The sequence below is a fragment of the Pandoraea sp. LA3 genome (assembly GCF_022696215.1).
Taxonomy (GTDB): Bacteria; Pseudomonadota; Gammaproteobacteria; order Burkholderiales; family Burkholderiaceae; genus Pandoraea; species Pandoraea capi.
The window spans coordinates 55,565-80,516 of record NZ_PTPY01000037.1 but is presented as its reverse complement, the minus strand read 5'-3'; the positions used below and the strand labels follow the sequence as shown (position 1 = coordinate 80,516).

The 24,952-nt window shown below is 63.5% G+C and carries 21 protein-coding genes; 14 read left to right on the top strand and 7 right to left on the bottom strand.

All coding sequences use genetic code 11. The annotated features are described in order from the left end of the window. Positions 1-14 precede the first annotated feature (14 nt). The 10 genes from mraY to lpxC all read left to right on the top strand — a co-directional run bounded on the left by mraY (position 15) and on the right by lpxC (position 12,621). A complete protein-coding gene (gene mraY / locus C5N93_RS22560; RefSeq protein ID WP_044457166.1) occupies positions 15-1,184 on the top strand; it encodes a phospho-N-acetylmuramoyl-pentapeptide-transferase in 1,170 nt (389 codons plus the stop codon). Positions 1,185-1,393: 209 nt separating this feature from the next. Beyond that, complete coding sequence (murD, locus tag C5N93_RS22555) at positions 1,394-2,920, top strand: UDP-N-acetylmuramoyl-L-alanine--D-glutamate ligase (protein WP_242560985.1); 1,527 nt, start codon at positions 1,394-1,396, stop codon at positions 2,918-2,920. Continuing rightward, a complete protein-coding gene (gene ftsW, locus C5N93_RS22550; protein ID WP_069340940.1) occupies positions 2,917-4,185 on the top strand; it encodes a putative lipid II flippase FtsW in 1,269 nt (422 codons plus the stop codon). The genes murD and ftsW overlap by 4 nt, the downstream gene beginning before the upstream one ends. After that, positions 4,182-5,285, top strand: a complete 1,104-nt coding sequence (gene murG / locus C5N93_RS22545; RefSeq protein WP_083253640.1) for an undecaprenyldiphospho-muramoylpentapeptide beta-N-acetylglucosaminyltransferase — start codon at positions 4,182-4,184, stop codon at positions 5,283-5,285. Before ftsW ends, murG begins: the two co-directional genes overlap by 4 nt. Position 5,286: 1 nt before the next feature. Further along, on the top strand, positions 5,287-6,696 hold the full coding sequence (murC, locus tag C5N93_RS22540; protein WP_242560984.1) for a UDP-N-acetylmuramate--L-alanine ligase: 1,410 nt from the start codon (positions 5,287-5,289) through the stop codon (positions 6,694-6,696). A gap of 1 nt (position 6,697) precedes the next feature. Next, on the top strand, positions 6,698-7,681 hold the full coding sequence (locus tag C5N93_RS22535) for a D-alanine--D-alanine ligase (RefSeq protein WP_301232535.1): 984 nt from the start codon (positions 6,698-6,700) through the stop codon (positions 7,679-7,681). A gap of 60 nt (positions 7,682-7,741) precedes the next feature. Further along, complete coding sequence (locus C5N93_RS22530; protein WP_150719948.1) at positions 7,742-8,575, top strand: cell division protein FtsQ/DivIB; 834 nt, start codon at positions 7,742-7,744, stop codon at positions 8,573-8,575. Positions 8,576-8,597: 22 nt separating this feature from the next. Continuing rightward, a complete protein-coding gene (ftsA, locus tag C5N93_RS22525) occupies positions 8,598-9,830 on the top strand; it encodes a cell division protein FtsA (protein WP_150719947.1) in 1,233 nt (410 codons plus the stop codon). A gap of 128 nt (positions 9,831-9,958) precedes the next feature. Then, positions 9,959-11,149 carry a cell division protein FtsZ gene (ftsZ, locus tag C5N93_RS22520; RefSeq protein WP_150719946.1) on the top strand — a complete coding sequence of 397 codons (1,191 nt, stop codon included), beginning with the start codon at positions 9,959-9,961 and terminating at the stop codon, positions 11,147-11,149. 557 nt (positions 11,150-11,706) lie between these two features. Further along, positions 11,707-12,621, top strand: a complete 915-nt coding sequence (gene lpxC, locus C5N93_RS22515; RefSeq protein WP_242560983.1) for a UDP-3-O-acyl-N-acetylglucosamine deacetylase — start codon at positions 11,707-11,709, stop codon at positions 12,619-12,621. 227 nt (positions 12,622-12,848) lie between these two features. Here the strand turns inward: lpxC and C5N93_RS22510 are convergent, their stop codons facing one another. Further along, positions 12,849-13,316 carry a DciA family protein gene (locus C5N93_RS22510; RefSeq protein WP_170836184.1) on the bottom strand — a complete coding sequence of 156 codons (468 nt, stop codon included), beginning with the start codon at positions 13,314-13,316 and terminating at the stop codon, positions 12,849-12,851. 304 nt (positions 13,317-13,620) lie between these two features. On the opposite strand from C5N93_RS22510, the gene secA reads away from it, so the two are divergent. From secA to C5N93_RS22490, 4 genes are all read left to right on the top strand, one after another. Next, positions 13,621-16,419: a preprotein translocase subunit SecA gene (gene secA, locus C5N93_RS22505; protein ID WP_242560982.1), complete on the top strand. Its 2,799-nt coding sequence runs from the start codon at positions 13,621-13,623 to the stop codon at positions 16,417-16,419. A 204-nt stretch (positions 16,420-16,623) separates the two neighbouring features. Further along, positions 16,624-17,853 carry a bifunctional glutamate N-acetyltransferase/amino-acid acetyltransferase ArgJ gene (argJ, locus tag C5N93_RS22500; RefSeq protein ID WP_150719942.1) on the top strand — a complete coding sequence of 410 codons (1,230 nt, stop codon included), beginning with the start codon at positions 16,624-16,626 and terminating at the stop codon, positions 17,851-17,853. A 247-nt stretch (positions 17,854-18,100) separates the two neighbouring features. Next, positions 18,101-18,985 carry an ATP-binding protein gene (locus tag C5N93_RS22495; protein ID WP_242560981.1) on the top strand — a complete coding sequence of 295 codons (885 nt, stop codon included), beginning with the start codon at positions 18,101-18,103 and terminating at the stop codon, positions 18,983-18,985. Between the two features lie 87 nt (positions 18,986-19,072). Further along, entirely contained in the window at positions 19,073-19,507 is a 435-nt protein-coding gene (locus tag C5N93_RS22490; RefSeq protein ID WP_069340949.1) for an NUDIX domain-containing protein, read from the top strand. 212 nt (positions 19,508-19,719) lie between these two features. Here C5N93_RS22490 and yacG read toward each other — a convergent pair whose 3' ends face one another. The 6 genes from yacG to C5N93_RS22460 form a co-directional block, all read right to left on the bottom strand. Beyond that, a complete protein-coding gene (gene yacG, locus C5N93_RS22485; RefSeq protein ID WP_069340950.1) occupies positions 19,720-19,914 on the bottom strand; it encodes a DNA gyrase inhibitor YacG in 195 nt (64 codons plus the stop codon). A 4-nt stretch (positions 19,915-19,918) separates the two neighbouring features. After that, a complete protein-coding gene (gene zapD / locus C5N93_RS22480; RefSeq protein ID WP_069340951.1) occupies positions 19,919-20,674 on the bottom strand; it encodes a cell division protein ZapD in 756 nt (251 codons plus the stop codon). An 86-nt stretch (positions 20,675-20,760) separates the two neighbouring features. Then, a complete protein-coding gene (coaE, locus tag C5N93_RS22475; protein ID WP_242560980.1) occupies positions 20,761-21,375 on the bottom strand; it encodes a dephospho-CoA kinase in 615 nt (204 codons plus the stop codon). Further along, entirely contained in the window at positions 21,372-22,253 is an 882-nt protein-coding gene (locus C5N93_RS22470) for an A24 family peptidase (RefSeq protein ID WP_242560979.1), read from the bottom strand. Before C5N93_RS22470 ends, coaE begins: the two co-directional genes overlap by 4 nt. Continuing rightward, positions 22,250-23,476: a type II secretion system F family protein gene (locus tag C5N93_RS22465; protein WP_242560978.1), complete on the bottom strand. Its 1,227-nt coding sequence runs from the start codon at positions 23,474-23,476 to the stop codon at positions 22,250-22,252. Before C5N93_RS22465 ends, C5N93_RS22470 begins: the two co-directional genes overlap by 4 nt. 195 nt (positions 23,477-23,671) lie before the next feature. Beyond that, positions 23,672-24,904 carry a GspE/PulE family protein gene (locus C5N93_RS22460; protein WP_242560977.1) on the bottom strand — a complete coding sequence of 411 codons (1,233 nt, stop codon included), beginning with the start codon at positions 24,902-24,904 and terminating at the stop codon, positions 23,672-23,674. Positions 24,905-24,952: the final 48 nt, after the last annotated feature.

The following is a 24,952-nucleotide window of genomic DNA, read 5'->3' as shown; positions in this document are numbered from 1 at the left end:
AAAGGATTGATGGAATGTTGCTGACGTTGGCGCAATGGCTGCAAGCGGATGCGAGCTATTTGCGCGTGTTCAACTACCTGACGTTTCGGGCCGTGATGGCAAGCCTCACGGCGCTGGTGATCGGGCTTTCGTTCGGGCCGATGGTCATTCGCAAGCTCGCCGAAATGAAGGTGGGCCAGGCCGTGCGTACCGACGGCCCGCAGACTCACCTCGTGAAGTCGGGTACGCCCACGATGGGCGGCGTGCTGATTCTCATCGGCATTACCGTCGCGACGCTGCTCTGGGCGGATCTGAGCAACCGTTTCATCTGGATCGTGCTGCTTGTGACGCTGGGCTTCGGCATCATCGGCTGGATCGACGATTACCGGAAGGTCGTCTACAAGGACCCGCGCGGCATGTCGTCGCGCGAAAAGTATTTCTGGCAGTCGATCATCGGATTGTTCGCCGCGATTTATCTGGCGTTCTCGGTGTCCGAGACGAGCAACCTGAAGGTTTTCGAGCTGTTCATCAGTTGGGTGCGCAACGGCTTTCCGCTAGATCTGCCGCCGAAAGCGGACTTCATCGTGCCGTTCTTCAAGACGATGAGCTACCCGCTGGGCGTGTTCGGCTTCATCGCGCTGACCTACTTTGTCATCGTAGGCTCGTCCAACGCCGTTAACCTCACCGACGGCCTCGACGGCCTGGTGATCATGCCGGTCGTGCTCGTGGGCGCAGCGCTCGGCGTGTTCGCCTACGTGATGGGCAACGTCGTGTACTCGAAGTACCTGCTGTTTCCCCATATACCGGGCGCGGGCGAGTTGCTCGTGTTCTGTTCGGCGATGTCCGGCGCGGGATTGGCGTTCCTGTGGTTCAACACGCATCCGGCACAGGTCTTCATGGGCGACGTGGGCGCGCTGGCGCTTGGCGGCGCGCTCGGCACCGTGGCCGTCATCGTGCGTCAGGAAGTCGTGCTGTTCGTGATGGGCGGCGTGTTCGTCGCAGAGACCATTTCGGTGATGCTGCAAGTCACGTGGTTCAAGTACACGAAGAAGCGGTTTGGTGAAGGCCGGCGCATTTTCAAGATGGCGCCGCTGCATCACCACTTCGAATTGTCGGGATGGAAGGAAACGCAGGTGGTGGTCCGTTTCTGGATCATCACGCTGATGCTGGTGCTGATCGGACTGTCGACGCTGAAACTGCGTTGATATGCCGATGTGCCGATGTGCCGGGTGCCGAGGTTCTGGCAAACGGCAAGTCGATAGAGATGGACAGAGAGCGACATCGCGCAACCGCGAAGTCGCTTTCGCGCAAAGTTGGACTAAAGGTAGGGCCGCTCGCGCCGATAGCAGTAGATCGGTGTCATTGAAGCGATGCATTCGTAGGTTGTTTGAATCGATAAAAAGGAAAGAGCGACGTGTTCGGCGAGAAGTTTGGTGAATCCTGGCAACCGCGTGTCCTGATCCTGGGTCTGGGAGAGTCCGGCCTGGCGATGGCGCGTTGGTGCGCGCGTTACGGCTGCCGAGTCCGGGCGGCCGACACGCGTTTTGCGTCGTCAGATACACCGCCGAACCTTGTTGCGTTGCGCATCGACGCGCCGCAGGCCGAGTTCGTGGGTGGCCCGCTCGCCGACCAGATCGACACGTTGCTCGCCGATATCGAGCTCATCGGCATCAGCCCTGGGTTGTCGCCGCTCGCGCCCGATGTGGCGGCGCTGCTCGCCGTTGCCGCCGAGCGCGGCATTCCGGTGTGGGGCGAGATCGAGTTCTTCGCGCAGGCGCTGTGTCACATGCAGACGACGAGCGGCTACGCGCCGAAGGTGCTCGCGATTACCGGCACCAACGGCAAGACCACGACCACCAGCCTGACGGGCCTGCTGTGCCGGCGTGCCGGCAAACGCACGGCCGTGGCGGGCAATATCAGCCCGTCGGCGCTCGACCGTCTGAGCGAGTGCATTACCGATGCCACACTGCCCGACGTCTGGGTGCTCGAACTCTCCAGCTTCCAGTTGGAGACGACGCATTCTCTCGCGCCCGACGCCGCAGCGATTCTCAATATCACGCAAGACCATCTGGACTGGCATGGCGACATGGACGCCTATGCCAACGCCAAGGCGCGCATTTTCGGTGAGAACACGGTGCGTGTGCTCAATCGCGACGATGCGCGCGTGATCGCCTTCGCATCGCCCGAGGCCAATGTCGTGACCTTCGGCACGGGCAAGCCCGACGCCGTCGGCGACTTCGGCCTCGAGATGGAAGGGGGCATGTCGTGGCTGGTCGAGGGCTACACGCGCGACGACGCGCCGCCCGCCCCGAAGCGTCGCAAGGCAGGTACGCCGGAGGCGACGGTCGAGGTGCTGGGCAAGCGCCTGATGCCGGCCGACGCGCTGCGCATTCGCGGCCAGCACAATGCAGTGAACGCTCTGGCGGCGCTCGCACTCGCCCGTGCGATCGATCTGCCGCTCGCCAAGCTGCTGCACGGTCTGCGCGAATACCCGGGCGAGCCGCACCGCGTGCAACTCATCGCCACGATCAACGAAGTCGAGTTCTACGACGACAGCAAGGGCACGAACGTCGGGGCCACGGTCGCGGCGATCACCGGGCTGGAGAAGAAGCTCGTCCTGATCGTCGGTGGCGACGGCAAGGGGCAGGATTTCTCGCCGTTGGCCAATCCCGTCGCCCATCATGCGCGCGCCGTGCTGCTGATCGGCCGCGACGCGCCGTTGCTGCGTGAAGCGCTGACGGATTCGGGCGTCGATCTGATCGATGCCCCGACGCTCGAAGACGCCACGCGCGAAGCCGCACGTCTGGCGCAGCCCGGCGACGCCGTGCTGCTCTCGCCGGCCTGCGCGAGCTTCGACATGTTCCGCAACTACGAACATCGCGCACAAGTGTTTCGCGACACCGTGGTTGATCTGGCCGCCGACGCGGGGGTGATGCTATGAACCGTATCAAGTCGTTCTTCAGCAAGAAGCGTCAGGCCGGTTTCGCCGGCGCCGGCACGGCCACCACGCCGGGCGCCGCGACGACGGCCGCGAGCCGCACGCTCGGCAGCATCAAGCCGACGCGCTCGCGCATGCTCGAATACGATCACGCCCTCGTGTGGGTGGTGATCTCGTTGCTGTCGCTCGGACTGATCATGGTGTATTCGGCGTCGGTCGCGCTGCCGGACTCGCCTAAGTACAGCGGCTATTCGACGTACCACTTCCTCGGCCGTCACATCGTGTCGCTGACGATCGGTCTGGTCGCGGCCATCATCACGTTCCGGATTCCGGTCAAGACGATGGACCGGCTCGCGCCCAAGCTCTTCCTGCTGGCGTTGCTGCTGCTGGTGATCGTGCTGATTCCGCACGTGGGCAAGGGCGTGAACGGCTCGAAGCGCTGGATTCCGTTCGGCGTGCTCAACCTTCAGCCGTCGGAAATCATGAAGCTCGCGGTCACGCTGTACGCCGCGAACTACACGGTGCGCAAGCAGGAATTCATGCAGAGCTTCGGCAAGGGCTTCCTGCCGATGGGGATCGCCGTGGTGTTCGTCGGCATGTTGCTGCTGCTCGAACCGGACATGGGCGCGTTCATGGTCGTGGCGGCCATCGCGATGGGCATTCTGTTCCTCGGGGGCGTGAACGGTCGACTCTTCGGCGGGCTGGCGCTCACGGCGGTCGGCACGTTCGCGATGCTGATCTGGCTGTCACCATGGCGACGCGAGCGGATTTTCGCGTACCTCGATCCATGGCGCGAAGACTACGCGCTGGGCAAGGCCTATCAGTTGACGCACTCGCTCATTGCGTTCGGACGCGGCGAGTGGACCGGTGTCGGACTCGGCGGCAGCATCGAAAAACTGCATTACCTGCCTGAAGCGCATACCGACTTCATCCTCGCGGTGATCGGTGAAGAGTTCGGCTTCGTCGGCGTGCTGGTCGTCATCCTGCTGTTCTACTGGCTGGTGCGTCGCGCGTTCGAAATCGGACGTCAGGCACTGGCGCTCGAACGCACGTTTGCCGGGCTGCTGGCCAAAGGCGTTGGCGTGTGGCTCGGCGCGCAGACCTTCATCAACATGGGCGTGAATCTGGGCCTGCTGCCGACCAAGGGGCTGACGTTGCCGCTGGTGAGCTACGGCGGCTCGGGCATCTTGCTCAACTGTGTGGCCGTGGCGATCCTGCTGCGGGTGGATTACGAAAACCGCGTGCTGATGCGGGGAGGAAAAGTATGACCGAGCGCGCTACCGCGATGCCGGCACCGGAAACGAAGACACGCACGCTGCTGGTCATGGCCGGCGGCACGGGCGGTCACGTCTTCCCGGGGCTCGCGGTCGCCAACTTCCTGCGTGTGCAGGGTTGGCGGGTGGTCTGGCTCGGCAATCCGACCGGCATGGAAGCGACGCTCGTGCCGAAGTACGACATTCCGATGGAGTTCGTGAAGTTCGGCGGGCTGCGTGGCAAGGGGCTGCTCACGAAGCTGCTGCTGCCGCTCAATCTGCTGCGCGCGTTCTGGCAGAGCCTCGGCGCCGTGCGTCGTGCCAAGCCGAACGTGGTGCTCGGCATGGGCGGCTACATCACGTTCCCGGCGGGGATGATGGCGTCGCTGCTGGGGCGTCCGCTGGTGCTGCATGAGCAGAATTCGGTCGCGGGCATGGCGAACAAGGTGCTCGCCCGCGTGGCGGACAAGGTACTGCTGGCGTTCCCCGACACCATTGCGGGGGGCGAGTGGGTCGGCAATCCGATCCGCGCGGACTTCGACGAGATGGCGTCGCCTGCCGAGCGCTACAACGCGCGCACCGGTCCACTGCGCATTCTGGTCGTCGGCGGGAGCCTGGGCGCCACGGTACTCAACGAGATCGTGCCGAAGGCGCTGGCGAAGCTGCCGCGCGAGGAGCGTCCGCAGGTCACGCATCAGGCGGGCGTCAAACATATTCAGACGTTGCAGGCGAATTACGCCGCAGCGGGGGTGACGGTCGAGGCGGTGCCGTTCATCGACAACATGGTCGCGGCTTATGCCGGGGCGGATCTGGTGATCTGCCGGGCGGGTGCGATGACGGTGGCCGAAGTGGCTGCGGCGGGTGTGGCGGCGCTGTTCGTGCCGTTCCCGCATGCGGTCGACGACCATCAGACCACGAATGCGCGTTTCCTCGCCGACAAGGGCGCGGCAACGCTGATCGATCAGCGCGAGCTGTCGGTCGAGACCCTGGCCGAGTGGCTGCGCCGTCAGACGCGCGAATCGCTGCTCGCGATGGGAGAGAAAGCCAGGGCGCTCGCCAAGCCGGACGCCACCGAACAAGTGGCGCGCGTGTGCGCGGCTCTGGCCAAGGATTGAAATGAAACACATCGTCAAACATATTCACTTCGTCGGCATTGGCGGCTCGGGCATGAGCGGCATTGCCGAGGTGTTGCTCAACCTGGGATATCAGGTGAGCGGCTCCGATCTCGGCGACAACGCGGTGACGCAGCGCCTCGCCAGCCTGGGCGCGCGCATCGCACGCGGCCATGCCGCAGAAAACATCGAAGGCGCGGACGCCATCGTCGTGTCTACCGCCATCACGGCAGATAACCCGGAAGTGCTCGCGGGCCGTGCCCGTCAGATTCCGATCGTGCCCCGTGCGCTGATGCTTGCGGAGCTCATGCGTCTGAAGCAGGGCGTGGCCATTGCGGGAACGCACGGCAAGACGACCACGACGAGCCTCGTCGCCAGCGTGCTGGCACAGGGCGGGCTGGATCCGACGTTCGTGATCGGTGGCCGTCTGAACAGTGCCGGTGCGAACGCCAAACTGGGCACGGGTGACTTCATCGTGGTCGAGGCGGACGAATCGGATGCCTCGTTCCTGAACCTGAATCCGGTCATCGAAGTCATTACGAACATCGATGCGGATCACATGGATACGTACGGGCATGACTTCGCCCGCCTGAAGCAGTCGTTCGTGGCGTTCACGCAGCGTCTGCCGTTCTACGGGATCGCCGTGTTGTGCGTGGACGATCCGAACGTGCGCGAGATTCTGCCGTTCGTCTCGAAGCCGATCGTGCGTTACGGCCTGTCGGAAGACGCACAGGTGCGAGCCATCGACGTGCGCGCCGATGCCGGTCAGATGCGCTTCACGGTGCTGCGCCAGTTTGGCGCGGGCGCCGCGCCGCTCGACATCACGCTCAATCTGCCGGGCGAGCACAACGTGCGCAACGCGCTGGCCGCGATTGCGATTGCGACGGAACTCGAAGTGCCGGACGCCGCGATCGCGCAGGCGCTGGCGGAATTTAACGGCGTAGGCCGACGTTTTCAGCGGTATGGCGAGATCGCCCTGCCGAAGGCAAGCGGTGCGGGCACGTTCACGCTGATCGACGACTACGGTCATCACCCGGTCGAGATGGCGGCAACGCTTGCAGCGGCGCGTGGTGCGTTCCCGGGACGTCGCATCGTGCTGGCCTTCCAGCCGCATCGCTACACGCGCACGCGCGACTGCTTCGAGGACTTCGTGAAAGTGCTCTCGGATGCGGACGCCGTGGTGCTCGGCGAAGTCTATTCGGCGGGCGAGGCGCCCATCGTGGCGGCCGACGGTCGTGCACTGTCGCGCGCACTGCGCGTGGCCGGCAAGGTCGAACCGGTTTTCGTGGAAGACGTCGCGCAATTGCCCGACGCCATTCTGCAAGTCGCCCGTGCGGGTGACGTTGTGATCACCATGGGTGCCGGTTCCATCGGCGCGGTGCCCGGCAAGTTGCAAGTTCAGCAAGGAGTTTGACGTGAGTGCTTTCGATCCGAAACGTTTCGGCAAGGTTGGCGTCCTGATGGGCGGGCGCTCGGCCGAGCGTCAGATCTCGCTGATTTCGGGCAACGGCGTGCTCGACGCGCTGCGCTCGCGCGGCGTGGACGCACACGCGTTCGATACCGGCATGCACGACCTCGCGGCGCTTGCCGCACAGAAGTTCGATCGCGTGTTCATCGCGCTGCATGGCCGTTATGGCGAAGACGGCACGATGCAAGGCGCGCTGGAGCATCTGGGCATTCCTTACACCGGCAGTGGCGTGTTGGCTTCCGCGCTGGCGATGGACAAGGAGATGACCAAGCGCATCTGGATCAACGAAGGGCTGCCGACGCCGCGCTTCACGATGCTGCACGCCGACACTGATTTCGACGCCGTCGCGCGCGATCTCGGTCTGCCGCTCATCGTCAAGCCGTCGCGCGAAGGCTCGACCATCGGTCTGACGAAGGTCACGGAAGCGTCGCAACTGAAGGCGGCGTTCGAGAAGGCGGTAGCGCTCGATCCGGACGTGCTCGCCGAAGAGTTCATCGATGGCGACGAACTGACCGTGCCGGTGCTCGGTATGGGCACCAAGGGCGCGAATGCCGCCCGTTCGTTGCCGGTGATCCGTATCGTCGCGCCGGACGCGAACTACGACTACCAGAACAAGTATTTCAAGGACGACACGCGCTACGAATGCCCGCCGCCGTTGTCGGTGTCCCTTCAGGAGGAAGTGCAGCGCCTCGTGCTGCGCGCCTATCTCGTGCTGGGCTGCCGCGGCTGGGCCCGCGCCGACGTGATGCTGCGCAAGCGCGACAACAAGCCGTACCTGTTGGAGATCAATACCTCGCCGGGCATGACCGGTCACTCGCTGGTGCCGATTTCGGCGCGTGCGGCGGGCCTGTCGTACGAAGACCTGGTGGTTGAAATTCTGGCAACTGCGACGCTCGATCTGCATCCGAACGCGCAGTGGAAGCCCGAGTAAATAAACCGAGCACAACATTGAACGCGTTGAAGAACGCCCTGATACGGAAAGCAAATCGCCATGTGGCACAACGTACGCCTGCTCAACGCCATCGCGAGTGCGCTCGTCGCACTCGTCGTGCTGGCGGCGCTCGCGGCGGGCGGTCATTGGCTGATTCAGCGTCCGATCTTCACGCTCAAGGCCATTCAGATCGATGGGGATGTGTCGCACATCAACGGTCCGACCTTGCGCGCGAATGCGGTCTCGCGACTGAAGGGCAACTTCTTCACGATCGATCTGGATGCCACGCGAGCGGCGTTCGAGGCGGTGCCCTGGGTGCGTCATGCGAGCGTGCGCCGGGTCTGGCCGAACCAGCTCGCCGTGACGATCGAGGAATACAAGCCGCTGGCCACGTGGAACGACGGCCGTCTGGTGAGTGTGGACGGCGAGCTGTTCGCCGCCAACCTGGCGGAAGCCGAGGACGAGGGCAAGCTGCCGGAGTTCGCGGGGCCGCCGGGCAGCGAGAAGGATGTAACGGCGCGGTACTACGACTTCGTGAAGTGGTTCGCGCCGCTGAATATGAAACCCGAGGCGGTCACGCTGTCGAATCGTTACGCCTGGGGCGTGCGACTCGCAGGGGGCGTGCAACTGGCGCTGGGACGGGAACGAAACCCCGAGACCCTCGCCACGCGCAGCCGGCGCTTCGTACAGGCGTATCCGCAGGTAGCGGCACGCTGGGGGAATCAGATCGAGTATGCCGATCTGCGGTACCCGAACGGTTTTGCAGTGCGTGCCGCGGGCATGCGTTTCTTGAGCGAAGAACAGGCCAAGAAGCTTGCCGCGACACCCGTGCAAAAGCGGGATTCGCAGAAGCCGGCAGCGAAACCTGCCGCGCCGGTAAAGCGAAGCCAGTGAGACTTCAGGACTTACACACGCTATGAGCAAAGATTACAAGGATCTGTTGGTCGCCCTCGATATCGGCACGTCGAAAGTCGTGGCGGTGGTGGCCGAGCTGCGCCCTGAAGGCCGCTATGAAGTGATCGGCCTCGGCCAGAGTGAATCGCGCGGCCTGAAAAAGGGCGTCGTGGTGAACATCGAGGCCACGGTGCAGTCCATTCAGCGTGCACTCGAAGAAGCCGAGCTGATGGCCGACTGCAAGATCACCAACGTCTTCACCGGGATCGCCGGCAGCCATATCCGCAGCTTCAATTCGAGCGGCATGGTGGCGATCAAGGACAAGGAAGTGACGCAGGCCGATGTGGCGCGCGTCATCGAGACGGCCAAGGCGATCAACATCCCGACCGACCAGCAGGTGCTGCATATCCTCACGCAGGAATTCATCATCGACGGTCAGGAAGATGTGCGCGAGCCGATCGGCATGAGCGGCATCCGTCTCGAAGTGAAGGTGCATATCGTGACCGGCGCCGTGTCGGCTGCGCAGAACATCGTGAAGTGCGTGCGCCGTTGTGGCCTCGAAGTGAACGATCTGATCCTGCAACCGCTCGCGTCGAGCATCGCGGTACTCACGGAAGACGAGAAGGAACTGGGCGTGGTGCTGATCGACATCGGCGGCGGCACGACCGATATCGCGATCTTCAGCGAAGGGGCGATCCGTCATACGGCCGTGATTCCGATCGCGGGCGACCAGATCACGAGCGACATCGCCATGGCGGTTCGCACGCCGACGCCGGACGCCGAGGACATCAAGATTCAGCACGGTATCGCCAAGCAGTCACTGGCCGATCCGGACGAAATGATCGAAGTGCCGGGACTCGGCGAGCGCGGTCCGCGCACGTTGTCGCGTCAGGCGCTGGCGGCGGTGATCGAGCCGCGCGTCGAAGAATTGTTCTCGCTCGTGCAGCAGGTGGTGCGCGAGTCGGGATACGAAGAGTTGCTGTCCTCGGGCATCGTGCTCACCGGCGGCGCGGCAATGATGCCGGGCATGGTCGAGCTGGGGGAGGACATCTTCCTCAAGCCGGTGCGCATCGGTGTGCCGGAGTACGCAGGCGGTCTTGCCGACGTGGTGCGCAGCCCGCGCTACGCCACGGCGATGGGGCTGCTGCTCGAAGGACGTTCCCAGCGCATGCGCGGCCGTAAGGTCGCCGTGCAGTCGGGACAGGCGAATCAGGTCTGGACGCGTATGCGCGACTGGTTCTTCAGCAATTTCTGACGTGGTTTTGAAAAGTCGTTTTGATGAGTTTTTGAGGGGTGTGGATCTGGTGTTGAAAACATGCGCGGCTTACCCGAGCCGCATGTGACCCGCAGTACCGGATCTGCTTTTAATTCACTGGAGGCGCTATGAACTTTGAAATGTTGGAAACGGAAACCAACGGCACCATCATCAAGGTGGTGGGTGTTGGTGGCGCTGGCGGCAATGCTGTCCAGCACATGATCAACCGTGGTGTGCAAGGCGTGGAATTCATCGCCATGAACACCGACGCTCAGGCCCTGGCCCGCTCGCAGGCCAGCGTGAACATCCAGCTCGGCAAGACCGGTCTGGGTGCTGGTGCGAAGCCGGAAATGGGCCGTGCTGCCGCTGATGAAGCGCGTGAGCGCGTGACCGACGCCCTGCGTGGCGCGCACATGGTGTTCATTACCGCCGGCATGGGGGGCGGTACGGGCACGGGCGCAGCACCGATCGTGGCGCAGATCGCCAAGGAAATGGGCATTCTGACCGTCGGCGTGGTGTCGAAGCCGTTCGAGTTCGAAGGCGGCAAGCGTATGCGTGTGGCCGAAACGGGCGCGCAGGAACTGGAAGACAACGTCGATTCGCTGATCGTCGTGCTCAATGACAAGCTGTTCGAAGTCATGGGCGACGATGCGGAAATGGACAAGTGCTTCCAGTGCGCCGACGACGTGCTGCATAACGCTGTGGCCGGCATCGCCGAAATCATCAACGTCGACGGTCTCGTGAACGTCGACTTTGAAGACGTGAAGACGGTGATGGGCGAGCAGGGCAAGGCGATGATGGGTACGGCCACGGTGGCGGGTGTCGATCGTGCGCGCCTGGCCGCAGAGCAAGCCGTGGCAAGCCCGCTGCTCGAAGGCGTGGACCTGTCGGGCGCACGTGGCGTGCTGGTCAACATCACGTCATCGCGTTCGCTGCGTCTGTCGGAAACGCGTGAAGTGATGAACACCATCAAGAGCTACGCCGCCGAAGACGCGACCGTGATTTTCGGTGCCGTCTACGACGACAATATGGGCGATGCACTGCGCGTGACCGTCGTGGCAACGGGCCTCGGCCGTGCTGTGGCCAAGAAGGCTGCTGCACCGATGACGCTGCTCAAGACCGGTACCGACAACATGCCGATCGCGACCGGTCACGTGCCGAACGTCGGTCAGGCCGCCGGTACGGACTACGGCGCGCTCGATACGCCGGCCGTGTGGCGCAGCACGCGCGAGACCGCAGCTTCGCACGTTGCCGCGTTGCAGGAAAAGGGTGTCGACACGTACGACATTCCGGCCTTCCTGCGCAAGCAAGCCGACTGACAGGGTTGCGCGGGCCGAGTGCCAGTGCTCGGCGCCGCTGCACCTTGGGAATCGCGAGACCTACGCAGGTCGTCGTGAGGATTCGCCGTCGCTCCCCCTACCATGCCTTGTGGCGTGGGGAAGGCGCGCCTCGGTACGAGTCCGGAACGACGATACGGCAAGGTTGTGATGTGCGTAGATGCCTTGTGGCTGCGACAACCAGAGTCGCAAGAGGTATTGATGCATCACAGATGACGGGCGCTACGGGTAAGCGTTCGTGATCCCGGACCCGGTCTCGCGGATCTGTCCCCCCGACTGCTGCGGCTTGCCTCCGTCGCGGCGGCCGGGGTGCCCCGAACAAGATTCGACGCGCAGGTCTCTGGCCTGACGTCTAAGATGGAAAATGCTTTTTTCGCGAATAGGTTATTTCGTATCGCGGTATAGGCGGAGACAGACCGATGGGGCAACATCCGGAATGTTTAGTAACGAAGCGTTGTGTTTGTGGCACAGCGATGAAGGCGCCGATCTGATATAATTCGATCTATGATCCCTAGCGTCTGATAGTTTTAATAAATAGCATGCTTAAGCAGCGCACACTCAAATCCATCGCCAAGACAGTCGGCATCGGCTTGCACTCCGGTCGCAAGGTCGAGTTGTCGCTGCGTCCGGCGCCGCCCGACACGGGCATCGTCTTCTGCCGTACCGATCTGAATCCTCCTGTGGAGATTCCGGCGTCGGCGATGGCGATCGGCGACACGCGTCTCGCGTCGGTGTTGCAAAAGGATGGTGCGCGGGTGTCCACGGTGGAACACCTGATGTCGGCATGCGCAGGGCTGGGTATCGACAATCTGTATGTCGACGTGACGGCCGAAGAGATTCCGATCATGGACGGCAGCGCAGCGACGTTCGTCTTCCTGATCCAGTCGGCAGGCATCGAAGAGCAGCCTGCGGCCAAGAAATTCATCCGTGTGACGAAGCCTGTCGAGATTCGCGACGGCGACAAGCTGGCGCGTCTCGAGCCGTACGACGGCTTCAAGCTCAAGTTCACCATCGACTTCCGTCATCCGGCGGTCGATCGCACGGGCCAGGCGCTCGAGATCGATTTCGCCGATACGTCCTACGCGAAGGAAATTGCGCGGGCGCGTACGTTCGGTTTCGCTCACGAAGTCGAAATGCTGCGTGAGCTGGGGCTGGCGCGCGGCGGCAGCATGGACAATGCGATCGTGCTCGACGAGTACCGCATTCTGAATAACGACGGCCTGCGCTACGACGACGAGTTCGTGAAACACAAGATGCTCGACGCCATCGGCGATCTGTACGTCATCGGGCACTCGTTGCTGGCATCCTACACGGCTTACAAGTCGGGGCACGGTCTGAACAACCAGTTGCTGCGCGAGCTGCTCGCACAGGAAGCCTACGAAATCGTGACGTTCGAGCGTGCGGAAGACGCACCGCGCGGCTTCCAGTTCGAACCGCAGACGCAGTTCGCGTAAGTTACGCAAATGCTGCGGAACGCCTGATCGAAGGCGACGCGGATGTAACAAAAAGAAAGCGCCGGTCATCCGGCGCTTTTTTATTTGACGCACGAGAGATATCGGCGTCCGGAAAAGCGGTTCGGCGATATCGACGTTAAATCGGCGTTCGCGGACAGTGCCGGTCATCGTCTTCGATGATCCGCCGGATGAGACCGGCGTCAGCAATGGATGGCGCGATCCGGGGATCAGGGCTTGCGCGTACCGCCGTAAGAGTGGCGCGCGACGAGGCGGGCGAGGGCGTCGCGAAGTGGGGATGGCTCCAGCGAATCGCGCAGATCACGCAGGCTCACGAGCCCCTGTCGGGACAGATGCGCCTCCTTGGGCGGCTTCTGTGGCTCAGGCGCGGCAATGCTCACGCGAATCCTGATAGTCCGGATGAGCCATCCGCGCGTGGCGAGCCCCTCGATCAGCGATGGGGTCTGCTGACGCAGGCGGGCGGCGAGCGCATTGTTTGACACGAGAAAGACCAGTGCCCCTTCGCGCGGCGGCGCAAGCCTGACACTGCTGGAAAGTGCGGCGGGCAACAGTGCATGGACGTCGCGCTCCAGCCGTCCGAGTTGTTCGGCGGCGACCAGCAGCGAACCGGCGCCGTCGGATGCGGACAGCAGGTCGGTCAGAGGGCGGGCAACGCGGGGCGCTTTGGGTCGTTTCATATGATGAGACAGAGGTCGCCGCATATTTTACCCCGCGATCGGGCGTCGCCTCCCACTGGCTTCCGAAAACACCGGTTTGTCGAGGTCGGGCACCGCCGGGGCGTGCCACGACAGCATGCTAGAATCCTTTTTTCAGTACAGGTATCGAACCGGCGTGCGGCCAGAGTGCCAAACACGGTGACCCGCAGCGCGCAGACGCCGCGGGCGGATCGTCACTCATGGGGCACGGCTCCGGGGTGAGGGATTCGTCCGTCGACCGACCGCGCGATTGCGAACGACATTTGCCGCCCTAACCAGTGATCCGATGATTCCCGGTCTTCTTAAAAAAGTATTTGGCAGCCGCAACCAGCGGCTCATCAAGCAGTACCAGAAAACCGTCGCGGCGATCAACGCCCTCGAGCCGCAGATCGCCCAGCTGAGCGATGAGCAACTGCGCGGCAAGACCGAGGAATTCAAGCAACGTATCGCCCAGGGGGCGAGCGTGGATTCGTTGCTCGTCGAAGCCTTTGCCGTCTGCCGTGAGGCGGGCAAGCGCGTGCTCAAGATGCGCCACTTCGACGTTCAGCTCATCGGCGGTATGGTGCTGCACTACGGCAAGATCGCCGAAATGCGCACGGGCGAGGGCAAGACGCTCGTCGCCACGCTGCCCGCCTATCTGAACGCGCTCTCGGGCAAGGGCGTGCACGTCGTGACCGTCAACGATTACCTGGCGCAACGCGACGCCGAGTGGATGGCGCGGCTGTACAACTTCCTCGGCCTGTCGGTGGGTATCAACCTGTCGCAGATGCCGCATGACCAGAAGCAGTCTGCCTACGCCGCGGACATCACGTACGGTACGAACAACGAGTTCGGCTTCGACTACCTGCGTGACAACATGGTCTACGAGACCGATCAGCGGGTACAACGCACGCTCAACTACGCCATCGTCGACGAAGTGGACTCGATCCTGATCGACGAAGCGCGTACGCCGCTGATCATCTCGGGTCAGGCCGAAGATCACACAGAGCTGTACGTGAAGATGGATCGCCTGCCGGCGATGCTGGAGCGTCAGATCGGTGAAGAGAAGGCCGACGGGACGGGTGTCGAAGTGCCGGGCGACTACACGCTCGACGAGAAGGGCCGTCAGGTCTTCCTGACCGAGCGCGGCCACGAGAAGGCCGAGCAACTGCTCGCCGAGTGGGGCATGATCGCCGAGGGCGACAGCCTCTACGCTCCGCAGAACATCACGCTGATGCACCACGTGTACGCCGCACTGCGCGCGCACACGCTGTTCCACAAGGACCAGCACTACGTGGTGCAGAACGACGAGATCGTGATCGTCGACGAATTCACCGGTCGTCTGATGGCCGGCCGTCGCTGGTCCGAAGGCCTGCATCAGGCCGTGGAAGCGAAGGAACACGTCAAGATCCAGCACGAGAACCAGACGCTCGCCTCGATCACGTTCCAGAACTACTTCCGTATGTACGCCAAGCTCTCGGGCATGACGGGTACGGCAGATACCGAAGCGTTCGAATTCAACGAAATCTACCGTCTCGAGACGGTGGTGATCCCGACGAACCGTGTGCCCAAGCGCATCGACCGTCAGGATCAGATCTACAAGACGGCCAAGGAAAAGTACGACGCCGTCATCAAGGACATCCGCGAATGCGTGGAGCGTGGCCAGCCGGTGCTGGTGGGCACGACCTCGATCGAAACGTCCGAATATCTTTCGCAACTGCTCACGCGCGAAAAGCTGCCGCACCAGGTGCTCAACGCCAAGCAGCACCAGCGCGAAGCCGAGATCGTGGCGCAGGCCGGTCGTCCGGGCGTGATCACCATCGCGACCAACATGGCCGGTCGCGGTACCGACATCGTGCTGGGCGGCAACGTCGAGAAGCAATCGAGCTTCATCGAAGCCGACGAGTCGCTGGCCGAGGCCGACAAGGAAGCGCGCATCAAGCAATTGCAGGACGAGTGGCAAGGGCTGCACGAGCAGGTGAAGACCGCTGGCGGTCTGCACATCATCGGCACCGAGCGTCACGAGTCGCGTCGTATCGACAACCAGTTGCGCGGCCGTTCGGGCCGTCAGGGCGATCCGGGTTCGTCGCGCTTCTATCTGTCGCTGGAAGATCCGCTGCTGCGCATTTTCGCGGGCGACCGCGTTCGCGCGATCATGGATCGCCTGAAGATGCCGGAAGGCGAAGCCATCGAAGCCGGTATCGTCACGCGCTCGATCGAGTCGGCGCAGCGCAAGGTCGAAGCCCGTAACTTCGACGTGCGTAAGCAACTGCTGGAGTACGACGACGTTGCCAACGATCAGCGCAAGGTGATCTATCAGCAACGTAACGAACTGCTCGAAGCGCAGGACGTCTCGGAAACGATCGCGGGCATGCGTCAAAGCGTGTTCGAAGATATCGTGCGCAACTACGTGCCGGCCGGTACGGTGGAAGAGCAGTGGGATCTGAAGGGGCTGGAGACGACGCTGCGCGAAGAATGGCAGCTCGACCTGCCGCTGCAATCGCGCATCGAAGGCACGGAAGAGATCGACGACGAGGACATCCTCAAGGAAGTGATGGACGCGGCCGAAGCGTCGTACAACGCGAAGGTCGAGCTGGTCGGACGCGAGTCGTTCTCCGGTTTCGAGCGCTCGGTCATGCTGCAAAGCGTGGATTCGAACTGGCGCGAGCATCTGGCGGCGCTGGATCACCTGCGTCAGGGTATCCATCTGCGCGGCTACGCACAGAAGAATCCGAAGCAGGAATACAAGCGCGAAGCGTTCGAACTGTTCGCGCAGTTGCTTGAGACCATCAAGCTGGAAGTCACGCGCGTCATCATGAACGTGCGCATCCAGTCGCAGGAGGAGCTTGAGCAGGCGACGGAATCGCTCGACGACAACGCCGGCGGTCTGGTCAACATCGAGTTCAAGCACGATGAGCTGGAAACTGTGGGCGGCGAAGGCGAGGTCGACGAGGACGCCGGTCGCCCGGTGGTCGCGGCGCTCGGGCAGGCTGCGGCAGCTGCCGGTGCCGCAGGCGGCGACTTCCTGCCGAAGGTCGGACGTAACGACCCGTGCCCGTGCGGCAGTGGCAAGAAATTCAAGCACTGCCACGGCAAACTGTCTTAAGATGTGAAGTGATCGATGCGGCGCCGACTTATGATCGGCGCCGCGTCGTTTATAGCGCCGGTTTTCGAAGCGTTTTGCAGCGTTTCACGACATTTTGCAATCCAGTCGAACCGGCCGCACCGATCAACCGCCGCCCCGGCGGGCTGTCGTGCCGACATCGCCAGGGCGGGAGCTGCAACCCTTACCTCTCGCGGGCGAACCCTCATGGCCGTCAATTTCCCCTCGATCGAAGCCTCCCAACTGCATGCCGTCCCGGGCGTGGAACTGGGCTGGGCGGAAGCCAATATCCGCAAACCGAACCGCAAGGACGTGCTGGTCATGCGACTGGCCGCCGGTAGCACGGTATCGGGCGTGTTCACGACGAACCGCTTCTGCGCCGCGCCGGTCACGGTGTGCAAGGAGCATCTGGCGGCCAAGGCCGGCATTCGCGCACTCGTCGTCAACACGGGTAACGCCAACGCCGGCACCGGTGAACCGGGCATGCTCGCCACGCGCGCGACGTGCGATGCGCTGGCCAAGCTGCTGTCCGTCTCGTCCAACCAGATCCTGCCGTTCTCGACGGGCGTGATTCTCGAACCGCTGCCGGTCGATCGCCTGGTCGCCGGTCTGCCGCAGGCCATTGGCAATCTGGCGCCCGCCCATTGGTTCGAAGCCGCGCAGTCGATCATGACGACCGACACGCTGCCGAAGGCGGCCTCGCGTCAGCTCGTGATCGATGGTCAGACGATCGTGCTCACCGGCATTAGCAAGGGTGCGGGCATGATCAAGCCGAATATGGCGACCATGCTCGGCTTCGTCGGCACCAATGCCCGCGTGGCGCAACCGGTGCTCGACGCACTGGTGAAGTACGTTGCGGACCGCTCGTTCAATGCCATCACCATCGATGGCGATACGTCGACCAACGACTCGTTCATCGTGGCAGCCACGGGCCAGACCGAACTGCCGGAAATTGCGAGCACCGACACCCCGGCGTTTGCCGCTTTCCGCGATGCGTTGCTGTCGATCTCGCAGGAGTTGGCGCAGCTTATCGTGCGCGATGGCGAGGGCGCGACCAAGTTCATCACCGTGACGGTCGAAGGTGGCCGTGACGTGGCCGAGTGCCGCCAGATCGCGTACGCCATCGGCCATTCGCCGCTGGTGAAGACGGCGTTTTTCGCGTCCGATCCGAATCTGGGCCGCATTCTGGCCGCCATCGGCTATGCGGGCGTGAACGATCTCGACGTCAGCAAGATCGACCTCTATCTGGACGACGTGCTGGTCGCCCGCGCTGGCGGCCGCAATGCCGACTATCGTGAGGAAGACGGTCAGCGCGTAATGAAGCAAAGCGAAATTACGGTACGCGTGGTGCTCGGTCGCGGCGACGCGGCAGCAACGCTGTGGACGTGCGATCTCTCGCACGACTACGTGAGCATCAACGCGGATTACCGTTCCTGAGACCCGACGCGGCGGCCCGGATCGAGTGAGCATCCCACCGGATGCGAAGGGCCGTCGGCGCAGCGACGGATGTCTGACCGGCATCCACCCTGCGCCGGTAGACGTGGGTGCCCGATGGCACAGGCATATCGATATCGGGCGCATCGCCAGCCGGTGGCAAAAGCACCGGGGCGCACAGCGAAGGGAAACGACAACACCTCGAAGCATCGACACGAGCGCCCGATAGCGGCGCGGGGATTTCGAAGCAATGGACAAACTGGAACAGTTCCTGACGCGCGCTGAAGGCGTGCTGGCCCGGCTGGAGGCGATGCTGCCCCCGGCTGCCCCCGAAATCGACTGGAGCGTCGCGACGGCGTTCCGCTGGCGCAAGAAGCAGGGACGCGGTTTCCTGCAACCGGTCGCGCACGTCTCCAACATTACGCTGGGCGACCTTCAGAACATCGAGCGCCAGAAGGCGCTGATCGAGCAGAACACGCGTCAGTTCGTGCGTGGCGAGCCGGCCAACAATGTGCTGCTCACCGGCGCGCGCGGTACCGGCAAGTCGTCGCTGATCAAGGCATGCCTGAATCAGTACGCGTCGGAAGGACTGCGTCTCATTGAAGTCGACAAGGACGATCTGACCGATCTGGGCGACATCGTCGATCTGATCTCGCAGCGCCCGGAGCGCTTCGTCGTGTTCTGCGACGACCTGTCGTTCGAGGACGGCGAGTCGGGTTACAAGGCGCTCAAGGTTGCGCTCGACGGTTCGGTGGCCGCGCAGTCGGACAACGTGCTGATCTATGCGACGTCCAACCGTCGTCACCTGTTGCCCGAGTACATGAAGGACAACGAGAGCTATCGCCACACCGAAGACGGTGAGATTCATCCGGGCGAAGTGATCGAAGAGAAGATCTCCCTGTCCGAGCGCTTCGGGCTGTGGGTGAGCTTCTATCCGTTCAAGCAGGACGATTACCTGACGATCGTCAGCCACTGGTTGCAGCACTTCGGCGTGCCGGCGGACCAGACGGAGAGCGCGCGTCAGGAAGCGCTGATCTGGGCGTTGGAGCGGGGGTCGCGCTCGGGCCGGGTCGCGTTCCAGTTTGCTCGCGACTGGGCCGGCAAGCAGCGTGGGGCGTCGTCGCAGACGTCGTAACGATAGGGATGGTGTGGCGTTCGGGGCGCGATGGCGCGGCCCGGGTGCCATCCGTCCGAGTGGGAAATTCCGTAGGTGTGTAGTGATATGACAGACTCGAATCGAATGGCGCCGGATGGGCGTCCCGTCACGGAAGTGGCCGTGGGTGTGATGGTGCGCCCGGACGGCGCGGTGCTGCTCGGCCAGCGTCCTGCGGGTAAGCCGTACGCCGGCTACTGGGAGTTTCCGGGCGGGAAGCTGGAGGCCGGTGAGTCGGTGGCGGCGGCGCTGGCGCGCGAGCTGCACGAGGAACTGGGCGTGACGGTCGAGCGCTGCGCACCGTGGCGTGTGCTGGAGCACGATTATCCGCACGCCTACGTCCGTCTGCATTTCTGCAAGGTGACGGCATGGCAGGGCGAGCCGCATGGCAAGGAAGGTCAGGCGCTGGCGTGGGAGCACCCGCCGGTGAGCGTCGAGCCGTTGCTGCCGGCGGCGCTGCCCCCGTTGACGTGGCTTGCCGAGGAGTTGGCCGCGCGCCCCTGACGAGAGCACGCTGCGAGCGCTGATATTTGGCGAGCGCATGAAAAATGCCGCTTCGATGCATACCGAAGCGGCATTTTTGTTTTTCCGGCTCGACGGGATCCGAGCCTGATGTCACTGACGATGGATTGTTCGGCGCCGTCGCCGTCTGTCGGCCCGGCATCGCGTAAAGCGTTCGATCGGTACTTCGGGACTTTGGGACTTCGATGCGTCGATCAGCGTTGCGTGGGATCGAGCGGCGATTCCTGAGACGGATCTTCCGGCGATTCGGCCGGGATCGTGTACTTCTCTGCGGCCCAAGCGCCCATGTCGATTTGCTTGCAGCGCTCCGAGCAGAACGGACGGAATTTGGACTTCGGCTCCCAGGCAACTTTCTTGCCGCAGGTCGGACAGTTGACGACGCTCGTCATGGTCTTACAGATTGCAGAGGGTGAGCAGGAACGGGACATCGCTGTCGACCGGACGCGGCTTCAGATCCCCGTCCTGCGTCGTGAAGCGTACCCACAGCATGTACTTGTTGGCGCTCGCTTCCGGAATCACGCGGAGGTCCGCCGCGACACGCACCTGCATCAGTTGATACACGCGCCCGGTGAGCATCTGCTGGTAGCTGCCCTGTTGTGCCATCGCCTTGCTGGCATGGCCGGACTCGCGTGCCAGCCCGAGCACGATCGCGATGGCGTCGCGAATCGGGAACAGCGGACCGATCCACTTATCGATATCGTGACGACGCTGCTCGGCGTCGTTATGACGCCAGGCGTAATACGACGGCAGATCGAAACGGCAGGTACCCCCGGGAATCACCGAGCGGCTGCGAATGCTTGCGAGCCATTCATTGTCGTTCAGGTGCTGACCGGGTTTGCCGGGAATCTGATTGAGGTTCGCGATGGCCAGCTCGACTTCGCCGATGAATTGTTCGAGCGCGTCGGAGGCGATATCGGGATTGCCGCGATAGGTCTGGAGCGTCTGACGTTGGCGGTCGAGTTCCTTGACCAGCTCGTTCTTCAGATCGGTGCGACCCGCGATGTCGGCAATCTCGAACATCGTGATCAGGGCCGCATGATGATCGAGCGGCTGATCCTGTCCCACGAAAAAGGCAAAGCGCCCGAACAGCTCTTCTAGCCGAAGCAGCGTGCGAATGCGTTCGTTGAGCGGATATTCGTACAGGATCAAGCGCGTTGGCCCAAAAGTTGGCGCTTTTCAGCGTAATGGCGACATTCTAATGCGGGAATCTGTCGGGTGGCAACGCGAGCGGGCGCTCATTCGCCTCCCGTGCGCGTCGCCAACTGGAGATAGGTGGCGTGCAAACGGTCGACTTGTGGCGCGAGCGGGGCGTGCTGCACATCGTTGTCGATCACGTCGTCCGCCACGGCAAGCCGCTGGGCGCGCGAGGCCTGACGCGCCATGATCGCCTGCACCTGCTCACGCGTGAACCGGTTTCGGGCCATGACACGCGCGATCTGCGTCTCCTGCGTGCAGTCGACGACCAATATCCGCTGCACACGCTCGCGCCAGGTGCCGGATTCAACCAGCAGCGGTACGACGAAAATCAGATAGGGCCCCTGGGCTTCGGCCGCAGCGCGCTCGCATTCCGTGCGGATCAACGGATGGGTAATTGCCTCCAAACGCGCTTTCGCGGCGTCGTCCGTGAAGACGGCTTCGCGCATCCGTGCCCGGTCGAGCGAGCCGTCCGGCGCCACGAAGGCGTCGCCGAACTCGCGCCGTATAGCGGGCATGGCCGCGCCCCCCGGTGCAGTAATGCTGTGCGCAATGGCATCGGTGTCGATGATGGCGATGCCGTGCGTGGCAAACAGATTGGCGACGGTCGTCTTGCCGCTACCGATGCCGCCGGTCAGGCCGATGGCGTAAGTCATGGAGTTCCTCCGATCCAGAGCATCAGGCCGTCGCCGCCGAAGAGCGTGACGATACCTGCGGCGGCGAGAAACGCGCCGAAAGGAAACATTTGATCGCTGCGCAGGCGCCCCGTCAGCCACGCACTGCCGGCAACCACGATGGCAAGGACGCATGCGACGAGCAGAATCTGAGGCAGCGCCGTCCAGCCGAACCAGGCACCCAACGCCGCATAAAGCTTGAAGTCGCCGAAACCCATGCCCTCGCGACGACGTATCCACCAATAGACCCAATACATCGCCCACAGGCTCATGTACCCGGCTGCCGCACCGATGACGGCGGCAGGCAGCGCAGCGAACCAGTGGCCGAGGTTGCAGAGCAGGCCGGCCCACAGCAGCGGCAGCGTCAAGATGTCGGGCAACAGTTGCGTGTCGTGATCGATGTACGCGAGCGCGATGAGCGTCCAGACAAGACCGAGCGCGCCCACGCTTTGCCATGTCGGACCGAACCGCCATGAGATGGCGATGCTGAGTGTGCCGGTGAGCAACGCGAGTTGCCAGCGACGTGGCGGCGGCGCGTCCGTCGCCAATATGGGCAGGTCGGTCGCACTGATGCCCGACAGGGTGGCGGCAGGCGAGAGCGCTATCGGCGTCGTCTGGAGCGTGGCGTGAGGTGCTTGTGTCGCCGGTGCTGCCGGTGATAGGGACTCCGACGCCTCGGCGGCCTGAAGCTCTTCGAGCCAGGCGCGTTCGATCGCCGCCGGCACGCGTCGCACGACGACGTCGAGCATTAACCCGGCAAGCATGCCGGTGATGGCGAATAGCGCGAGACGCCAGTGAGGGGCCAGTTGCGCGAGCCAGTCGACGAGAAGGAATTCAGCGTAGCCATCGAGCGCGTTCATGCGACACCGTATCCGAGTTGGAACATCGGCAGATACATCGCGAGGACCATACCGCCGATCAGCAGGCCGAGAAACGTAATCATCATGGGTTCGAGCGTCGCGCAGGTACTGACCAGCGCCTGCGAAGCTTCCTCGTCGAGCAGGCCGGCGGCCTGGTTGAGCATGCGCCCGAGTGTACCCGATTCCTCCCCGATGACGGCCAGTTGTGCCACGGCCAGCGGCCAGTGCCCATCGGCTTCGAGCGACGTTGCCAGACGCGCTCCCCGAGTGACCTGCCGGTGCACCGCATGTGCGGCTTCCTGCATGACGAGGTTGCCGCAGGCGCTTGCCGCGGCGTCCATGGCATCCGGCAACGCGACACCGGCGTCAAGCAGCGTGCCCAGTGTTCTCGCCCATCGGGCGGCGCTCATCATCCGCACGATGTTGCCCACCCCCGGCAACCGCAGTATCAGACGGTCTCGCTGGCGTCGCATACGCAGGCTTCTCCGAAGCGTGGCGGCGATGGCTAGACCCGCTGCGCCAGTGCAGGCCAGTATCCACGGGCCGCTCGTCAGCGACGCGCGTGAAAGATCGATCAGCGCGCGAGTCAGCGGTGGCAACGGCAAGCCCCCGCCGGCGGCACTGGCGAACAGGCGCTCGAATTCCGGAATCACCCATTGCAGCAACGCGATCACGACGGCCACCGCCACGACCAGTACCGTGAGCGGATAGGCAAGGGCGCGTTGTAGTTTGTTTCGCACGCTTTGCGCGTGATCGTAATGGGCACTCAGACGCATCAACGTTTGGCCAAGCTGCCCGCTCAGTTCGCCGGCGGCGATCAACTGAGAATCGACACCGCCGAAGCGTCGGCTGGCGCGCGCCATCGCTTGCGCCAACGGATGACCCAGCGCGACGTCCTGTGCGATGCCGGACGCCAGCCGCTTGAGGCCTCGCGTGTGTGCGCCGCGTGCCAACACGTCGAGCGCAGCCGTCAGCGGGACGCCCGCACCCAGCAGCGTCGCCAGCCGACGCACGAAGTCCGTAGCATCGGACGACCGGGTGCGTGCCGCCGGCGCGTGACGGCGTCCCGGTCCCAGGTGCGTGATCGTCACCTGCGGGTACTGCTGCCTAATCGCGAGTCGGGCAGCCGCTTCGCCGTGTGCGACGACATCGCCGCGTTGTGCGCGCCCGTCGGCGTCTCGTCCCTGCCAGTGCCAGCGACGTGGCGGCATCAATTGAGACATTCGGCACGCTCGATTCGATGGTTTCGGGAGATCGTTCGACGCCGGGAAAGGCGATGCATAGACCGCTTTGGATGAGCGCAATCCGGTGACGCAGGGAGCGAGACCTGTCGCCGGAGATCGTCATCGGGGTGCATTCGCGTGAGTTGTTCATGCACGAACCGGAACGCATCGGCAGAAACATTCGGTGCCGCAGCATCAGGCGGGAGTCGTCGCATCGACATCCTCCTCGCTGACGGTTCCTGTTTGCGCATGCCACAGCCCGGCTTCGCGCAGCGTCATGATCCCCTCGCTTTGCGCCTGTGCCGCCAGTTCGTGAGGACTACTTGCCTGAGCGATGTTGATGGCTTGTGTGGCACTGACCGGCATCACCTGGAAGGCACCGATGCGCCCGGCGAAGCCGCTGCCGTGACAGCGCATGCACGATCGGTTGTTGCGCTCGATGTCGCTTGCCGCTGCGCGAGGTTCACAGCCGGCAGGGCATCTTCGCCGGAGCAGGCGCTGTGCGCTGATGAGCAGGAGCGTCGACGAGAGGTTGAACGGCGCAACGCCAAGGTCGAAGAGCCGCGCGAGTGTGCTCGGTGCGTCGTTCGCATGCACGGTTGCGAAAACCAGATGCCCGGTCTGTGCGGCCTGTACGGCAATCTGGGCCGTTAGCGCGTCGCGAATCTCACCGACGACGAGGACGTCCGGATCCTGACGGAGAAAGGCGCGCAGCGCGGTCGCGAAGTCGAGTCCGGCGCGTTCGTTCAGATTGACCTGTGTGATGCCCGGCAGACGGATTTCCACCGGGTCTTCGATGGTCACGATATTGCGTGATGCGTCGTTGAGCCGTCGCAGGCAACTGTACAGCGAGACGGTCTTGCCGCTGCCGGTCGGCCCCGTCAGCAGAATCATGCCGTGCGGCCGCGAGATTGCCTGCGTCAGTGCGAGATACTGCTTCGGCGTGTAGCCGAGGCCTTCCAGCGCCAGCGGCACCTTGGCGCCGTCAAGCAGTCGCACCACGAGCTTTTCTCCGTGGAGCGTGGGCAGCGCACTCACGCGACACTCCACCGGCTCTCCCGCTTCGCACCACACCATGCGCCCATCTTGCGGCAATCGCTTTTGTGCGATGTCCAGATTCGCCAGGACTTTCAGTCGCGACACCAGCATGTCGCGCCACGCGAGCGGCACCTCGCAGTGTTCTTGCAGGTAACCGTGGATGCGTAGCCGAACGCGAAAGCGTTGCGCCATCGGTTCGAAATGAACGTCGGAAGCACCTGCGCGAATCGCGTCGTTCAGGATTTGCTCAAGGCATTGCAGTGGCGTCTCGCCCCTGGGAGACGCACGAGGCGCGCCGGAAGATGACGTTGTCGAGACGAAGGGAGACGTCGTTGCCGACGACGTGCCATCAACGGATGGGGCAGGGAGTGGGGCGGTGGATTGCGACATGACGGGGTTCTGCGAGAGCTGCGTGAAGCTTCAGTCTCGTCATAACCC

Bases quoted from the DNA above. Each gene is read 5' to 3' on its own strand.
- C5N93_RS22470 (WP_242560979.1), bottom strand. From the start codon at position 22,253: ATGAACGCGCTCGATGGCTACGCTGAATTCCTTCTCGTCGACTGGCTC.
- ftsW (WP_069340940.1), top strand. From the start codon at position 2,917: ATGAACCGTATCAAGTCGTTCTTCAGCAAGAAGCGTCAGGCCGGTTTC.
- C5N93_RS22495 (WP_242560981.1), top strand. From the start codon at position 18,101: ATGGACAAACTGGAACAGTTCCTGACGCGCGCTGAAGGCGTGCTGGCC.
- coaE (WP_242560980.1), bottom strand. From the start codon at position 21,375: ATGACTTACGCCATCGGCCTGACCGGCGGCATCGGTAGCGGCAAGACG.
- mraY (WP_044457166.1), top strand. From the start codon at position 15: ATGTTGCTGACGTTGGCGCAATGGCTGCAAGCGGATGCGAGCTATTTG.
- C5N93_RS22490 (WP_069340949.1), top strand. From the start codon at position 19,073: ATGACAGACTCGAATCGAATGGCGCCGGATGGGCGTCCCGTCACGGAA.
- ftsA (WP_150719947.1), top strand. From the start codon at position 8,598: ATGAGCAAAGATTACAAGGATCTGTTGGTCGCCCTCGATATCGGCACG.
- lpxC (WP_242560983.1), top strand. From the start codon at position 11,707: ATGCTTAAGCAGCGCACACTCAAATCCATCGCCAAGACAGTCGGCATC.
- argJ (WP_150719942.1), top strand. From the start codon at position 16,624: ATGGCCGTCAATTTCCCCTCGATCGAAGCCTCCCAACTGCATGCCGTC.
- yacG (WP_069340950.1), bottom strand. From the start codon at position 19,914: ATGACGAGCGTCGTCAACTGTCCGACCTGCGGCAAGAAAGTTGCCTGG.
- C5N93_RS22465 (WP_242560978.1), bottom strand. From the start codon at position 23,476: ATGTCTCAATTGATGCCGCCACGTCGCTGGCACTGGCAGGGACGAGAC.
- murG (WP_083253640.1), top strand. From the start codon at position 4,182: ATGACCGAGCGCGCTACCGCGATGCCGGCACCGGAAACGAAGACACGC.
- C5N93_RS22460 (WP_242560977.1), bottom strand. From the start codon at position 24,904: ATGTCGCAATCCACCGCCCCACTCCCTGCCCCATCCGTTGATGGCACG.
- C5N93_RS22530 (WP_150719948.1), top strand. From the start codon at position 7,742: ATGTGGCACAACGTACGCCTGCTCAACGCCATCGCGAGTGCGCTCGTC.
- ftsZ (WP_150719946.1), top strand. From the start codon at position 9,959: ATGAACTTTGAAATGTTGGAAACGGAAACCAACGGCACCATCATCAAG.
- murC (WP_242560984.1), top strand. From the start codon at position 5,287: ATGAAACACATCGTCAAACATATTCACTTCGTCGGCATTGGCGGCTCG.
- secA (WP_242560982.1), top strand. From the start codon at position 13,621: ATGATTCCCGGTCTTCTTAAAAAAGTATTTGGCAGCCGCAACCAGCGG.
- C5N93_RS22510 (WP_170836184.1), bottom strand. From the start codon at position 13,316: ATGAAACGACCCAAAGCGCCCCGCGTTGCCCGCCCTCTGACCGACCTG.